Raw genomic sequence first — 15,481 nt, forward strand, 5'->3', positions numbered from 1 at the left:
TTCCCAGGATCTCGGTTGCCGCTGGGACGCCGACAACTATTCCTGAGCGGGACGGCCAGTCGAACCCGGGTGGGACACTGGTCGAGTCCCTGGGGGTGGAGGCCGTCACCGGTCGCGGCAACGGCCGGAGCAGGCACGAGGACCAAGCCGCACCGTTCGACGGGGGACCATGCCTACTACGACGGGGCATGCGCTTGTAGTTGCCTACGGGAAGTTATCCCGAGCTTTGTAAAAATCTTACGCATATGCCATTCGACAGTGCGCGGGCTGATGAAAAGCCGGGCTGCGATTTCTGGATTGGTGAGACCTTCACGAACGAATCTGACGATCTGAGTCTCGTGGGGAGTGAGCTCGCTCTTAGTACTGACGGTCCGTTTCCTGACGTTTTCACCGGTAGCGGCCAGCTCACGTGCCGCTCGCTGAGTGAAGCCCTCCATACCCATCGCGGCGAAGAGTTCATGGGCCATGCGTAGCTGTTCGCGTGCCGCCTGACGGCGTCTGCTGCGGCGTAGCCATTCACCGTAGAGGAGGTGGGCGCGGGCCAGTTCTCCACGGATGCTGGTGCGACTGAGCCGGTCGATCGCGTTCAGGTAGTGGCTTTCGGCCTCTGCACCTTCGCTGAGGAGGGCACGGGAGCGGGCTTCGATGCCCGCGGCCCAGTCCGTGCCGCTCGGCTGGGTCACCTCGACGAGGCGGTCCAGGGCGGCGAGCGCGGGGTCGGGTGTGCCTTGCCGGACGGCTGCCTCGATGGACTCGACAAGGGACCAGATCGGGATGCCCATCTCCAGGAGGCGGTAATCCCGAGTGGCCATGTCCGCCGCCTCCGCCGCCTCCGCGTACCGGCCGAGGCTGTTGTACAGCACGGCTCTCGCCCACCCGCTGACCACCGGCCCGACTCCCTCGCCCCGACGGCTCGCCCCTTCGTCGGCACGCTTGCTCAGTTCGAGGCATTCCGCTTCGCGCCCTCGCCAGGCGGCGACGAAGAGTGCGCCGTAGATCGGTGCAGCCGTTCCGACCGCCTCGGAGACGGTCTGTACCTCCTCCGCCAGCGACGCGGCTTCCGTCAATTCGCCGTCGAGTACATGCACCACGCAGCGCATGGTCAGTGCCAACGGGAGCACTGCGGCCTGCCCGGCCTCCCTGGCCAGCACAAGATGGCGGGCAGCCAGCAGGGACATCGTCTCGTGGTCCCACAGCCCCACGGCGGTCACACAAATGAGCCACAACCAGCGCAGGCCGTCCTCCGGGGAGAGACCCGGCCCACGGCAGGCACCCAGGGCCAGTTGCAGGCTGGGCACTGCACCGACATGGCCTTCGATCATCCGTTCCGCCAGCCCGTCGAGCAGGAGATCGGCCGGACGAGGGGGATGCGGGGTCGCCAGGACGCGTGCCGCCCTGGCGGCTTTGTACTGCCCGTCGCCGTAGGCCTGAGGGCCGGCGAAGATCGCCGCGTTGATGACCTCAAGATACGTATCCCTGGCGAGTGCCACATCATGAGCCGCGAGCCGGCTCGCGGCTTTGAGCAACAGAGCGGGAGCCTCACTGCCCCGGTTTGTGGTGAACGCGATCAGAGCACGCACCAGGTCCACTTCACCACGCCGTCGTTCATCGAGAGGGCCTGCTTCGACGAGGGACAGCAGGCGCAGGGCGATGTCGGGGTTCCCCGCCTCGTGCGCGGCTCGCGCGGCAGCCAGTGCCCGCTCCTGACGGCGGGCCGGATCAGGGGTCAAGTCCGCTGCTCGTGTCATGAATGCTGCCGTCGCCGCAACCCCGCCTCGCGTCCGCGCCCGTCCTGCCGAGTCCTCGAGTTCTGCCGCAACGGCCTCATCGGGACCGGAAGCGCCGTGCGCCGCATGCCAGGCACGCCGGTCCGGGTCTGCTCCTGGTTCCGTCGCGTCTGCCAGCGCACGGTGCGTGCTACGCCGCTCCTCGGGCGATGCAGCCCAGTAAACGGCCGAACGAACCATCGGGTGAAAGAACTTCACCCCGTCATCGATGTTGACCAGACCGGCTGCCATGGCCGGGGCGGACGCTTCAATGTCGATCCCCAGTTGCTCAGCCGCGCGCCAGAGCAGTGCCGGTTCGCCAGTTGGATCTGCCGCTGCGGCCAGCAAAATTCTCCGCGTCTCTGGCGGAAGCCCTGCGATCCTCTGCAGGTAAGCCGCCTGGATCCGGTCCCTGACCGGCAGGACGCTCGGCAGGCCAAAACCCCCGGCCAGTTCCACCGGCGTGGACATCTTCGGCAGTTCCAGCAGCGCGAGCGGGTTGCCCCGCGTCTCAGCGACGATGCGCCCCAGCACTTCCTCGTCCCACGGGCCGGACAGTGCGGAGCGCAGCAGAGCCCGCGCCTCACGATCGGGCAGTCCTTCGATCAGCAGCTCGGGGAGGCCGACCGGCTCTGCGGTGCCGGGCGGCGCATCGTCCGGCACTCGGGCCGCGAAGACAATGCCCACCGATTCAGAAAAGAGGCGTCGCGCCGTGAATGCCAATGTCTGCATGGAGGCACGGTCAAGCCACTGGGCATCGTCCACCACGCACAGCAACGGCTGGTCCCGGGCGACCTCGGAGAGCAGGCCGAGGACACCCAAGGCGACGAGAAAGCCATCAGGCGCACGTTCGGAGCCCTGGCCCAACGCCCCACTGACCGCATCGCGTTGCACAGGCGGCAGCTTTTCAAGCCGGTCCAGCATGGGGGTGCACAGCTGATGCAGTCCAGCGAAAGCCAGTTCCATTTCGGACTGAATACTCGTGACGCGAGCTATGTGAAACCCCCACGCTTGCTCAACCAAATACTCGAGCAGCGTGGTTTTACCCACGCCCGGCTCTCCCCGGACAACCAACGCCCGACTCTCACCACCACGCACGGCATCGAGCAGCTCTTCAAGCCGCTCGCATTCACGGCTGCGTCCGGGAACACGCGACTGCGTCACCAGCCGTCAGCCTTTCGATCGACTTCGGGTGGACCCAAGAAGCCACCGCTTGCGTCCGGAGCACCTCGGCACGCGTCTACCTCCTGTCGGTGAACCCGGTCTCGGTGCTGGGGTGCACTCTCCAGCTGCTCATGCCGCCGACGCACCGACATCCGACCGATCGTGGGTCGACATAAAGGAGGCAACTAGGAACTCCACCTCGATACCTTCCCTCAAAAACGCCGCGCGGCAGCCGCTGTGCACCAGAGCCCAATCTCTCCGGTACAAACGGCACTGTAGCTGCAGTCCGGAGTCACGACGACCGGAAACTGGCAGACTCAGAGAAGAGGTTGACGAGATTCCGCATCACGCGACAACCCGGAGTCGAGTGAGCCGATGACCTGCCTGCAATGCCGGTGACCAGCGATCACCGGCACCAACCACCGCGCTCTTGGCATGTCCCATAAAGCGCCGCGTCTATAGCACCCAGTCATCTCGATAGCCCAGACAAGGTGGCCCTTCCAGGCGTCCTGGCAACATCGCGAAACAGTGAATAAATTCTCTTGAAACAAAATTCGGTCGTGCCACACCGACTACCCATTTCGGCCGGCAACTCTGTTACCCACGTGCGGCCCGCAGGCCACCCGTATACGGATCACCGCCGCGCTGTCGACCGGCGTCCGGCCGAACGGCGGTACCGTCAGCCTTCAGTCGGGTCCACTTCGGGCCGACGGTAGACGCCGTACCAGTAGCCGCGGGCCAACTCGCGGGCGACGGTGGCGTCGTCAGCGCCGTCGCTGCTCGACACCTGCTGGGCGATCACCTGACTGCCACCTTGGACGATCACCTTGGCCGCCAGCTGAGGGTCGATGTCCGCCGGGGTCCGGCCGAACCGCTGCTCCTCTTTCAGGATGGTCACGAGGTTGTCGATGAAGCGATCCTGGTCGACCGTCCACGTCTCTCGGACCAGGGGGTCGTACGCCGCCACCTCAGTGATCGCTGCGAGCAGTGCCGCATGTTCACGGTAATGCCGCAGGATGAGCTCGTACGTACGGGCGAGGCCGTCGACGCCGCCGCCGGGGCCGGTCGGCCTCCAGGACGCCGCGATCGCGAAGCTCTCCTGCTTGAGCGAGCCGCTGAGCCGCAGCAGTACGTCGACCTTGTCGCGGAAGTACAGGTAGAACGTCGACCGGGAGATCCCCGCGGCGTTCGCGATCTGCTCCACGCTCAGCTCGGTATAGGTCACACCACCCCGCAGACACTCCCCGATCACGGACAGAATCCGCTTCTCGAGGGCCGCCCGCCGGTCGGCCGCGCTGGAAGGTCGTCGAGTAGTGGAAGCCATACAGGCATCCTAGGGAACCGGTCGGCCGGGCCGTATGCCCAGGCTCATCGCAGGTCAGGGGTTCGCCAAGACCCGGGCTCAGACCATGAGGCTCACCCGCTCGCTGAGGCCGAGAAGTGACTTGCCGTAGACCTCCAGGCCTACCGCCGGGACCAGCCCGGCGTGGCGTGCCGCGACGTTGGCGTCACGCCAGATGCGCTGAAGGGGAGCGCTGTCGGCGAATCCGGACGCTCCGTGCACGTTCAGCAGCGTGTTGATCGCCTCGACCACCTGCTGTGCGGCGAAGCCCGCCCGGGCCCTGATGTGAGTACGTGCGGCGTAGTCCAAAGCTGCGCCGGCGCGGGCGGATCGATCCACTTCGTCCGCGGCTCGGTAGGTGTGCAGGCGGGCCGTCTCCAGCTTCAGTGCGGCCTCGGCCAGCTGTATCTGGACGCCTACCGAGTCCGCCTGCCGGCCGTGGACGGTGAACGACAGCGGTTTCGCCGCGGCCGCCTCCACCACCAGGTCCATGGCCGCCTTCCCCAGTCCGAGCAGCGGCCCGACCAGGCACAGCAGCAGCATGGGTCCGAATGTCGAGCCGTACAGCGTCTCGTCACGGAAGGAACGCGGATAAACGCCTTCCGCGGCCGCCGGAACCGACAGCACCCGGTGCTCGGGGACGAAGACGTCGCGCCCGATCAGGGTGTTGCTGGCGGTCGCCTTCATTCCCGCGGTGTGCCAGGTGTCCTCGATGCTGAGGTCGCAGGCGGGGACAAGGACGAGCGCCTGGTCCTCGACCGTTCCGCTCTCGCCCTGCAGCAGGGCACCGACGGCGGCCCAAGTAGCGTACGGCGCACCAGAGTTGTACGACCATTTTCCGCTGACGCGCCAGCCGCCCGGCACGCGCTTCCCCAGGCCCGTCGGCGCCGCCACACCCGTGACGCGGGCATCCGGATCGGCCCCGAACACCTCCTCCTGGGCCTTGTCCGGGAAGAGACACGTCAGCCAGTTCGTCACCGCGATGATCGTCCCGACCCAGGACGCCGAGCCGTCGGCTTCCCCGAGAGCCTCCGACACCTCGGTCAGAGTGCGCAGGTCGGCCTCATGACCGCCGTACCGCTTGGGGGTCAGGAGCCGGAAGACGCCTGCGTCAGCCAGGGCATCGACGGTCTCCGCCGGTAGGGCGCGGTCCGACTCGCCGCGCACCGCCTGCTCCCGCAGCAGCGGCCCCAGGGCGACGGCCCGCTCCACGAGCTCAGCCGCGCCCCCCTTCTCGACCTGCTCGGACAGCGCATCCGCCCGGTCCTCTCGGCTGGTGTTGTTCACCACGTGCTCCTTCTGTGCGCCAGGTGATTCGTCTGGGGTGTGTGACCGCGTGGGACCGCGGCCTCGGGCTCAGCTGTCCGAGCCGAGCGCGATCTTGGCCAGGAGGGCGGCAAGCTCCACCGGCTGCGACAGGAACGGCGAGTGGCCGCTCGCGATCCGGTGCACCGCGCCGGCCCTGGCCGCCAGTACCTCCTGTCTCTGCGCGGGCAGGGCCAGGTCGTCCTCGCACACGATGTACGTCGACGGGATGGTGTGCCAGCCCGCCCGTGTCAGGGCGTCACCGAAGGACTTCGCGCTCTGCGGCACCAGCCGCCCCGCGGCTTCCTCGGCTTCGGGCCGGGCCACATCTCCGTGGAACAGTGCGACCGGATCCTCCGGCACGGCTTCGGTGCCGCCCGGCTCCGGTGACACCGGTGCGCCGTAGAACCCCAGAAGGCTCTCGCCGACATCGAGTTGGAACGCCGCCAGATAGACGATGCGCGCCACGTTCCCCGCCCGGCCCACGGCCTCGCTGACGGGTATGCCGCCGTAGGAGTGCGCGACGACCACGACAGGTCCGTCGATGAGCTCCAGCTCTCCCAGCACTGCCTGTGCGTCCTCCTCTACCCCGGTCAGCCCTCCGGAGCTGGGCAGATCGACTGTTCGCGTCCGCCATCCCTCGGCCTGCAGCACCGACGTCAGCTTCTCCCAGCACCACGCGCCGTGCCATGCCCCGTGCACCAGGAGCAGGGTCGGGCGGGAAGCCCCATCAACCACGGATAGTCCACTTTCACGATCGGTCAGCGATGTGAGGCACCCAACAGCGCCCGCACGCAAGAGCCTAGAGTCAATCGGACACACTGTCCAACGCAACGTCCGACGAATCAGCGCGGCGAGAAACGGTACGGGGCGGAAGGGATGAGGACGGCCTGCGGGGCGGGTCTCAGGAGGTGCCGGCGGTACGCGACGCCGGCCGGTGGTGCATATTCGCGGCCAGCGAGACCGCTACCCCCACCAGGAAGGCGGACCACACCGGGCCGCGCGCCGGCGCGTACGGGGTGCCGTGGGCTTCGGCAGGCCGACCGTGGCCAGGAGCAGAAGCCCGTCCACGGACAACGGAGGTCGGGGGCGCCTGCCGACATCTGATCGCCGACCGCCTCGACATCACCGGCGCCCGCTGGGGCCTTCACGGTGCCGACGCCGTCCTCCGACTCCGCACCGTGACCGCCAACGGCGACCTCGACACCTACTGGTGCTGCCACACCGCCCGCGAACACCAGCGGCTCTACCCCACCCCTGACCAGCAGGAAGACCGCCTGACCGCCTGAATACGACCGTCACTCGCTCGGGAGGGGTCCCGGGTCTGGCCTTTCATCGTGATAACCGGTCCGGGCGGCCGTATAAGTCCCCCGGAGTGTCCACGGGCCCGCCACGGGCTGACCGCACGATAGAGCTGAGGAAAGAGGCAACATGAAACGAGCTACGTTCTTAAGGGCCGCGGCGGGTGCCGTCGTCGCGGGCGGGCTGGGGGCGTTTGCCCCCGCTGCCGCCCGGGCCGCGTCGCCCAGCCCGCGGCAGTTGCGGGTGAACAAAGTCGCCGACCTCACCGGGCCCGGCCTCACGGACGGCCCCCTCCGCATGACGTCCACCGACCTGGGCATCCCCGTCCCTACGGCCGACGGCCGCTTGATTTTCTTCTTCGGCGACAGCTTCGACGGCTTGGGCGTCGGCGAGGGCGTCGACGGCCAGCCTGCCTGGTGGCGTTCCCCGACCGCGCTGTACTCCACGACCACGGACCTGAGCGCCGGGGTCACCTGGTCCGGCGCGGCCGGCCCCGCCGGCGAGGGCGCGCAGCAGCTGTGGCCCTACGAGCACAACAACGGTGAGTACACCACGATCCTGCCCACCGATGGGATCACCATCGGCACCACCACCTACCTGCACGTCATCCTGAACAACGGGGATCTGGGCAACGTGGTACGGACGCAGCTGTGGCGCTCGGACGACTTCGGCGCGACCTGGGTCTACACCGGCGCGCAGTGGCCCGCGGACGCGCTCGGCGGGATGTTCCAGCAGCTCAGCTGGAGCTTGGGCAGCGACGGGTACGTGTACATCTACTCCACCGGCTTCCAGCGGGACAAGCCGATCATCATGCAGCGGGTCCGCGCCGAGGCGATCGCCGACCCGGCGGCGTACGAGACCTGGGGCTTCGTGAACGGAGCGTGGGCCTGGGGGGACCCGGATGCGGGACACCCGGCCACGCCCATCCTGGCGGGCCAATTCGGCGAGCTGTGCCTGCGCCCGGTGCACGCGGAGGGCAAGTGGATCCTGACCTGGTTCAACAAGGGTGACTACCGCATCGACGCCATCATCATGGACACCCCGACCTCCGACCTCACCGTCGCCCCCCGCCACACCCTGCTCTGGGGCGCGGACTGGGGCAACGAGGACGACACGCACGTCGCGCAGCTCTACGGCGGATACCTCATCCCGGGTTCCACCCTGAACGACCTGCACCTGGCGGTCAGCCAGTGGCACAGCGAGGACGGCTGGCCCTACCGCGTCATGCAGTTCCGCATCCAGGGCATGTGGCCGTGACCCGGTCAGCCGGGTCAATCCGGTCATGACGACCCGCGCTGTCGGGCCGCCAGGGTGTGGGCGGCCTCGCATGTGGCGGGGTGGAGGGCGCGGTAGATGCCGAGAGCTCCTCGCAGTCGGCGGCGGGACGGCGTGCACCACCGGGTTCGAGGCGGCGATGTCCGGCTCCGCGGCGAGGCCGGTCCCTACGGCGGCGAGACACGCGTCGCCGTAGGCCGCGCCGATGGGACAGACTTCCCGGCGATGCCCCAGATCAGCGTTCTCCCAGGTCAACCCTTCCCTGTAGAAGAGCCGCACCCGTCGCACAAAGGATGAACCCCCAAAGCATGCCTCGTCCGAGCCTACGTCCCGTCTCCCCCTTGGCCCGCAAGCCAGCCCAGTACCCTCACCAACGCCTGGGCCTGCTGCTGCCGTACCGCTTCGGCATCCGCCGCGTCCACGGCAGCGACTTCGCATCGGACGGGACGTGCGTCGGTGTCCTCGATGTGGTGTAGCGCTTCATTCGTGACAGGGAAGGGGAGGACGATCCTGCACACGGCTTCGCCGGTTCGGCCGTCGTAGCGAACCGTCAGGCGCACGGCATCGAAGAGCGCGCGGGATAGCTCGTCCGGCAGGCAGGACACCTGGCCGGGTGCCACCGGAACCTGGCTGAGCGGCTTACCCATCCCCGCCCGATGCCGCTCGTGTTCGTCTTCCGCTTTCAACTCGGCGGCGAGTTGTTGCCGGAGGGTGTACTGCTGCGCACGCAGTTCGGCATGACGCGCCGCGAGCTCGTGGATGAGGCCCGGGTCGGGCCGGTCCAGAAGTTCCATGTTCTGTACCAGGCGCCGGCTCCTGGCCGCACAGTCCGCGACGGTCGTCCGCAGGGACACCAGCCGGTGTTGCCGCTCCCGCTGTTGCTCCGTATCGAGAACTTCCGTGTGGGCTTTGAGGAGTTGACGCCGTGCCGTGCCGAAGACGTGGACGCACAGAAAGTCTGCGAGCCGGTCGAAGAGCGCGTCCTCACGCATCCAGATACTGGGCGGATGCCCTTCGGGCCGGTATTCCGCCTTGGGCGCGCACACGTAGTAGGCGGTCCGTCCGCTCGGCTTGCCCTGTATGCGGCGGCCGCACAGGACACAGAACACATAGCCGCGCAGCCGGTAGACGCGCCTGGTCTGCGGTGCCGGTTCGCGCCCGGGGCGCCACGCGAGCGCTGGCGGCGCTCGGCGACCTCTTGTGCCCGCACGAACGTCTCCAGATCGACCAGCGCCGCATGCGCCGGCGTGGTAGACCACACCCACTCCTCCACCGGGTTGAGGCGGTTCCGGCCGTTGCCCTTGCGAGCCCGCCGGTTCCACACCATGTGCCCGGTGTACTTCGGATTCGTCAGCACCTCCCGGACACTGGAACGCGTCCACCGTCCCGCCGCCCGCCCGACGTCCACCGGGACCGGCGGCGGATAGGCCAGCAGATCGGCGTTCAGCAGGTCCGCGATCTGCCGGTATCCGAGCTCCTCCGCCACCCGCCAGACAAAGCACCGGGACACCACCGGCCCCTCCACCGGATGCACCTCCAGCAACGTCTTCCAGGCGCTCTTGGCCCGCCGCGCAGGCACCGGGTGCGAAACCTTCCGGGCGCGATAGCCGTAGCAGGGCTTGCCGACGTTGAAGCCCTGCTCGGCATGGATCTCGAAACCCGCCCAGGATTTCTCCAGCAACTCAGTGACATACCACTCCGCCACCCCCTGCTTCACCCTCCGGATCAACACCTCCGTGGCACTGCGGCCCCTTCGGCTCCAGCCAGTTGCCCGGATCGGCTCATCCGCCGCCCACAGCACCACTCCGGCCTGCTCCAGTCGGTACTCAACCTCCGTTGCGAGATCCGTGTGCCGCGCGATCCGGTCGATCGACTCACAGATCACCGCATCGAACCGCCGCTCCGGACGGCTCGCCTCCCGCAACAGCGCCCCGATACCACCATCCCGCGGCACAGGGATCTCCATCCGCTCATGGCCGATACCACGACCGCGGTCGGCAACCTCCGCACGCCCGGACTCCACGTCATAGAAGTGGGCCGTGATGACCGCACCCTCCGGCAGGGCCCGCTGACACGCCCGTAGCTGTCTCGGCAACGACAACGTCGGATCCTGCTGATCGAACGTCGACGTCCGCCCCACCCACGCCACCAGAACCCCTGCCGAGCTCGCGCCGAAACAAGGATCGCCATGCCAGCGACGTGACTCTGCGCCATCCGCGCGCCGCGAGGCGGCCCATACCTGAATCGCCTCTGGGCTACCCACCCATCGCCACCTCCCCCACCACCCAGGCGCAAGCCACCACGCATCCGAACTGCACCTGCCATCCAGAAGCGGTGCCGCGCCCCACACGGAAGACCCGAGGCCCGATGGTGCCCAGCAACACCGCCCTCACCCGGCGCCACCCGGATGCCCCTATCGACCTTCAGCTACTGCAATTCTTCGCCGCGGGCCCTACAAAAAACCGCTCCAAACGGGTGGCATCGACGGTCCGCACGGCAGTCGTGAGACGTCGGCACTCAATCTCGGACGCCGCCGTTACGGCTCGCCCGCACCAAAGCCACCAACTGCCTCGACCGGTCCGCGCCGATCCGCAGCTCTCTACGCAGCGACTCAGCCGAGACCGGGCGCTGATGCAGCTCCCGATGCCGGGCATCCACACGCCGAGCACGCTCCAACAACGGATCACCCAGGACCGGTTCGCTGCCGCTATCGCCCGCCGCGTCCTCACCGCCAACGTGCACCGCCTCCACCCGACCAACCGGCCGCTGCGCCAGCAGCTCCACCGACAGCAACAACGCGACCGGCGGCCACCCCGCCACCAGCACCGGCTTCCACGCCAGCACAGGCGCAGCCGCGACATTCGCCGCCAGAGAAACCGCAATCCCCAGCAGAAAGGCCAACCAGACCGCGTACCGCGCCCGGCGGCCACCACTAGCGGAAGGTTTCAGCAGGCCGACCGTCGCCAGCAGCAACAACCCATCCACCGACAACGGCCACAGTGATGCGCTCACCTCATCCGCACCACCCTGCAGCGCGAATTCCCGCTGATGAACATACGCGGCATACGCCGCCACCCCCGCGACCACCAACGCACAGCCACAGCGCAACCACGCATCAAGATCAGGCGACCCGCGCCTCGCCGTCCGACGCGGGCCCCGACCCGTAACAGCCTCGGTACCCAACTCGTTCATCCCGCCGCCCCGCCCCAAGCCGCAGGACAGAACCGCCCCTTCACCATGAGCCGCCCCACAAGAAACCGCTGGTCAGCCCTGCAACTATCTGCATGTGGCCCCGCCGGGGGCACCCTGTATGAGGTGCCCTAAGACCCCGTAACCAGCGACTTCGCTGTGTGCGGGGTCTTCGCGTATGTGCAAGCGTATGCAGCCCTGAGCGGCCCTATGTCGGGGTCCGTGGACTGTTCGTGGACAGGATCTTGGGGCATCGTCCCTGGTCAGCCCTCGGGAACGGCGAAGGCCCCCGGACAGATCCAGGGGCCTGAAGCCTAGCGAGGCTCACACGCTACTCACACGCGATCACTCGTACTCGCGCAACAGCTCTTCGATCTTGCAGTTGGCGATCTCCTGTCGGCCGTCGATGCACTGCGCGTAGCGGCTCAGCAGGACCTCAACGCTGTTGCCCACACGCTCGGCGACCTCGGTCGCGTCGACGCCAGAGTCGAGCCAGGTCGACAGCGCCGAGTGCCGGAGATCGTACGGGCGAGCGGCGGGCGGCGAGGCCGAAACGGCCTGGCGGAACCGGCACCCGGTCCCCGGCCCACGGGACGCCATCGCTCAGGAGCGGAGCCACGCACGTCGGTGCCGCGCGACGGCATATACGCGTTCCAGCTGGTCGGGGGTGAGCTTGCCGGAGAGGAGAGCAAGCGCCGACACCTCACGTTCCTGGTAGATCCGCACGGTGTACTGCGTGGCAGCACGGTCCAGCGAAGCGACGCCGACGAAGACGAGGACTGGTTCCACGGGCAAAGAGAACCCACAGTACCGCTCCAACACCCGCAGAATGTAAGCAGCTTCGGCCTTGCTAGCCGCCGCGTATGGCACCGGCTCACCACCGTTGACCTTGGCCATGGTGTCGCCGACCCAGACCGAAGCGCCCTGGTGATGCTTGGTGTTGATGGTGAAGACACCGCCGGGCCCGATCAGTAAGTGATCGACGTCCCCGCCGTTGGCCTTGGGCACGCCGTGCAGGACCTTCCAGCCATGACTGGAGAGGCGTTGCAGCTCCCGGCCTACGCGTCGCTCACCTTCAAGCCCGGTGTACCAGCTGTCCCACTCCGAAGGACGACGCAGCGCCTTCGCCCAGAGCCGCTGAGCCGGCGACGGCCCACGGGCAGCGATCGACTCAAGCACGGCAGCACCCGGCCGGTTCTCCGCCAAGTCGTCGGCGACGGTCAGCTCGGGAAGGGCTACCGGTCGATCACGCGGGGTCGAGGCAGACGGCTCAGGCTGTCGGGGAGATCTCACAGACGGCGCCGGAGACGCCGTGCCGGAGCGTGGCGACGCAGGATGCACAGTCGCCGAGTCGCCGAGGTGTTCACGCAGCAGGGCCACGGCCTCACGCCGGTACTGTTCCACCTTGATCGTGATGACCTTGGTCAGACGGTCCGCCCATGCAACGGCAGTTCCGTCCGGCAGGTTCACATACAGCCGATCCTTGCCGTGCCACTTCCACGGGTTCACCGTGAGATCAGTCATTGGCCCGCCCTCAAGTACGTGTGTCGTCCCCGCACATGGCAGCAGCCGACCAGGCACCCGGCAAGAACGCCTTGCGGTCAGAGATTCCCTACATCATCAAGGCCCGCGCACGACTCGGGCGCGCGGCGCCTCGACGGCGCGGCCTGCCTCTGTCTCCGCCCCGGCTGACCGCGCCAAGGCGGCGCGCTACGTGCATGCGGGCTGACGAGAGAAAACCCGCTGTGGCTGGGTCGGTCGGCTCCACGACTATAGCCAGCTACTTTGGCGCGAGCCTTGAAGATCATGGCCCCAACGTCGTGCTTTAACGGGCAGGTCCACAGACTGCCCGACTCGCCGGAAGCTTACGGGGCCATGATCACTCGCGCCAAAGCAGCTCCAGGCCAAAGTCGTTCCACCGACCTATGACTAATTGGTGCGGATAGCCTGGAGCTTCCGGCTATCGGCTTTCTCGGTGACCGTCGGCGCAGAGAGTTCAACTGCGAGGTTGATGGCACGGTCTGCGCCAGCCACACCAAAGGAGAGCCTTAGCTTGAACTCGTTCGCCGAAAGCAACGATTCGGGAATTCTACCTTTGTCGTCCTGAAAGACGATTACATCGAGAACAGTTGGCCCGTGAGCGATGACCCCATCTGAGCGCCAATCGATTCCCGAAGTTCCAGGTTGAAAGAATGTAGGAGCCTGAACCGCACCCTCGAAGGAATCAGTCAAGATTCCTCCGTTGTACGCGTCGACCAATCCGTTAATTCCATGCTCAGGGAAGAACGATGAAGCGTCAATCGTTTGCTCGATATAGAGCTTTACTCGCCCATAGAAATGCCAGCCCCAAACTTCGTGTCTGATCGTTTCCTGCACATACAATGAGGCGTCGAGCACAGAGAAGTCTGGCAGTGACGCTGCAGGGGAGAGCAGTCGCAGCAGTTCGTGCCGTGTAGCGCTTCGCGTACGCGTTCCGTCACGAATCGGCACCTCTCGTCGCAGCTCGCGCATGCCGCAAGGATGGCTGGCGCAACCTTTCGTGCGACTGCACAGAAGATTCTGTTTCCCGAGTGAGTTGGCAATAGAAGTCCTTCGTGGGGCGTGTGGGGGCCGTCGCCAGCTCTCGGTCGCGCCCACAAACCAGGGGGCCGGCGGGCCCGTCCCGGAAGGGCGTCGGTCAGCTCCCCGAGCACATGGTCGCGCTCACTGCCCGATCCGCCTCTGAGCGCCAGTTCCAGGCACCGTTCTCCACCCTGTCCCCATCCCAGCGCACCCGTATCGCGAGCTCCTGCCGCCGATAGCTCATCGGGGCACCTCGCATGTCAGGACGCCGATCGGATCGCGGCCATAATGGCCCGTCCGTAGGGGTAAGGCCCGGCTCCCCAAGGGAAGCCGGGCCTTACCGAGGCTGCGGGATCAGGCGGGGCGGATGTTCTCCGCCTGCGGGCCCTTCTGGCCCTGGGTGACATCGAACTCCACCTTCTGGCCTTCCTGCAGCTCGCGGTAGCCCTGGCTGGCGATGTTGGAGTAGTGGGCGAAGACGTCGGGGCCGCCGCCCTCCTGCTCGATGAAGCCGAAGCCCTTCTCGCTGTTGAACCACTTGACTGTGCCCTTGGCCATGACTGTCTCCTTCGAGGGGAAAGCCGGACTCGCACCCTGCAAGCCCGGGAGGTGATCGCCCTGGTCCGGAGAGGCGCTGAACAGCAAGAACGCCCGTGATTGCGATCACGGGCGAACGGGACTTCGGAACCACGACTGCTGAATCAGCACGCTATACCGGCGTAGCGGCAGCCGCTAGGGATAACACGGCAGCATCACGCCCGCCCTGTCGGTCCACGCCTGGCATCGGCTGTCGTTTGGACCCGCCGGAGTCGCACACGTCGATCCACAGTCGGTTGTTGGGCCACGTCGTGGAGGTGGCTGCCGTCGGGGTACTCACCGCAGCGTCGCGATGCCGAGCGGACTCGTCGGCCTCTGAGCAGGACGGCGGTCTCGACGAGTGGGTACGGCCGCAGAGCCTTAACGGTAGTGCCGCAGGTAGATGCCGTGGCTGAGGTTGTGGCCCAGCCAGGTCAGGGGCGCCCGGGACCAGCGCTCGGACCTAGGACCTGCGCCCCATGTGCACCGTGGCCGTGCTGGTTAAGGTCGGCGGTCATGGAATCTGCGGAGATCATTCGTCGCGACGTGGCAGAGCGTAGGCGCGACGTGCTGGAACGGCTCGGGGCGGAGCGTGACATGTGGGTGTCGACGGGCCACCCCGAACACGGTCCGCATCAGGCGCCGTTGTGGTTCCTGTGGGACGGGGAGGCGGTGTGGATGTGTACCGGTGCGGGGTCGGCGACGGCGCGCAACGTGCGCGAGGAGCCGCGTGTACGGCTGGCTCTGGCGGATACCTTCGATGTGGTGCTGCTGCAAGGGGAGGCGGAGTGCTATCCCGCGCGGGAGGTGCCGAAGGGTGCCGCGGATGCGTTCGCGGGCAAGTTCGGCTGGGATCCGCGAATGGAAGAGGCGCCCTTTCTGTACCTGCGCGTGGCGCCGCGGACGGTGCGCGCCTGGCGCGGAGAACCGGAATTGCGGGGCAGGGTCGTCATGCGTGACGGGGTGTGGCTGGCGGTGGCGCAGGCGTAGTTCGAATGTC

Annotated in this window: 12 protein-coding genes and 2 pseudogenes; 3 read left to right on the forward strand and 11 right to left on the reverse strand. The window is 67.3% G+C overall.

Annotated features, from left to right (window positions below; all coding sequences use genetic code 11):
- Window positions 1–176 precede the first annotated feature (176 nt).
- The 4 genes from AB0I98_RS10860 to AB0I98_RS10875 all read right to left on the reverse strand — a co-directional run bounded on the left by AB0I98_RS10860 (window position 177) and on the right by AB0I98_RS10875 (window position 6,315).
- Window positions 177–2,930: an AAA family ATPase gene (locus AB0I98_RS10860; RefSeq protein WP_362938474.1), complete on the reverse strand. Its 2,754-nt coding sequence runs from the start codon at window positions 2,928–2,930 to the stop codon at window positions 177–179.
- Between the two features lie 679 nt (window positions 2,931–3,609).
- Window positions 3,610–4,254 carry a TetR/AcrR family transcriptional regulator gene (locus tag AB0I98_RS10865; protein ID WP_362938477.1) on the reverse strand — a complete coding sequence of 215 codons (645 nt, stop codon included), beginning with the start codon at window positions 4,252–4,254 and terminating at the stop codon, window positions 3,610–3,612.
- A 78-nt stretch (window positions 4,255–4,332) separates the two neighbouring features.
- Window positions 4,333–5,559, reverse strand: coding sequence for an acyl-CoA dehydrogenase family protein (locus AB0I98_RS10870; protein ID WP_362938480.1), 1,227 nt, complete (start codon window positions 5,557–5,559; stop codon window positions 4,333–4,335).
- A gap of 69 nt (window positions 5,560–5,628) precedes the next feature.
- Window positions 5,629–6,315, reverse strand: coding sequence for an alpha/beta hydrolase (locus AB0I98_RS10875; RefSeq protein WP_362938483.1), 687 nt, complete (start codon window positions 6,313–6,315; stop codon window positions 5,629–5,631).
- Between the two features lie 344 nt (window positions 6,316–6,659).
- Between AB0I98_RS10875 and AB0I98_RS10880 the strand changes: the two are divergent.
- Together AB0I98_RS10880 and AB0I98_RS10885 are read left to right on the forward strand one after the other, a co-directional pair.
- Window positions 6,660–6,866, forward strand: a pseudogene (locus AB0I98_RS10880) (ISKra4 family transposase); the annotation flags it as partial.
- A gap of 142 nt (window positions 6,867–7,008) precedes the next feature.
- Entirely contained in the window at window positions 7,009–8,136 is a 1,128-nt protein-coding gene (locus AB0I98_RS10885) for a DUF4185 domain-containing protein (protein WP_362938486.1), read from the forward strand.
- Window positions 8,137–8,477: 341 nt separating this feature from the next.
- Here AB0I98_RS10885 and AB0I98_RS10890 read toward each other — a convergent pair whose 3' ends face one another.
- The 7 genes and pseudogenes from AB0I98_RS10890 to AB0I98_RS10920 form a co-directional block, all read right to left on the reverse strand.
- On the reverse strand, window positions 8,478–8,948 hold the full coding sequence (locus AB0I98_RS10890) for a hypothetical protein (RefSeq protein WP_362938489.1): 471 nt from the start codon (window positions 8,946–8,948) through the stop codon (window positions 8,478–8,480).
- The gene (locus AB0I98_RS10895) at window positions 8,837–10,120 is read right to left on the reverse strand and encodes a recombinase family protein (RefSeq protein WP_362938883.1); all 1,284 of its coding nucleotides are present in this window, start codon (window positions 10,118–10,120) and stop codon (window positions 8,837–8,839) included. Before AB0I98_RS10895 ends, AB0I98_RS10890 begins: the two co-directional genes overlap by 112 nt.
- A 551-nt stretch (window positions 10,121–10,671) precedes the next feature.
- A complete protein-coding gene (locus tag AB0I98_RS10900; RefSeq protein ID WP_362938492.1) occupies window positions 10,672–11,346 on the reverse strand; it encodes a DUF2637 domain-containing protein in 675 nt (224 codons plus the stop codon).
- 342 nt (window positions 11,347–11,688) lie between these two features.
- Window positions 11,689–11,901: pseudogene (locus AB0I98_RS10905) on the reverse strand (site-specific integrase); the annotation flags it as partial.
- Between the two features lie 45 nt (window positions 11,902–11,946).
- Window positions 11,947–12,852 carry a nuclease-related domain-containing protein gene (locus AB0I98_RS10910; protein WP_362938495.1) on the reverse strand — a complete coding sequence of 302 codons (906 nt, stop codon included), beginning with the start codon at window positions 12,850–12,852 and terminating at the stop codon, window positions 11,947–11,949.
- Between the two features lie 420 nt (window positions 12,853–13,272).
- A complete protein-coding gene (locus AB0I98_RS10915) occupies window positions 13,273–13,854 on the reverse strand; it encodes a hypothetical protein (RefSeq protein WP_362938498.1) in 582 nt (193 codons plus the stop codon).
- A 405-nt stretch (window positions 13,855–14,259) separates the two neighbouring features.
- Window positions 14,260–14,463, reverse strand: coding sequence for a cold-shock protein (locus AB0I98_RS10920; RefSeq protein ID WP_014670069.1), 204 nt, complete (start codon window positions 14,461–14,463; stop codon window positions 14,260–14,262).
- 534 nt (window positions 14,464–14,997) lie between these two features.
- Between AB0I98_RS10920 and AB0I98_RS10925 the strand changes: the two genes are divergently transcribed.
- Window positions 14,998–15,471: a pyridoxamine 5'-phosphate oxidase family protein gene (locus AB0I98_RS10925; RefSeq protein WP_362938501.1), complete on the forward strand. Its 474-nt coding sequence runs from the start codon at window positions 14,998–15,000 to the stop codon at window positions 15,469–15,471.
- Window positions 15,472–15,481: the final 10 nt, after the last annotated feature.

The sequence above is a fragment of the Streptomyces sp. NPDC050211 genome (assembly GCF_040656035.1).
In the GTDB taxonomy this organism is placed as follows: domain Bacteria; phylum Actinomycetota; class Actinomycetes; order Streptomycetales; family Streptomycetaceae; genus Streptomyces.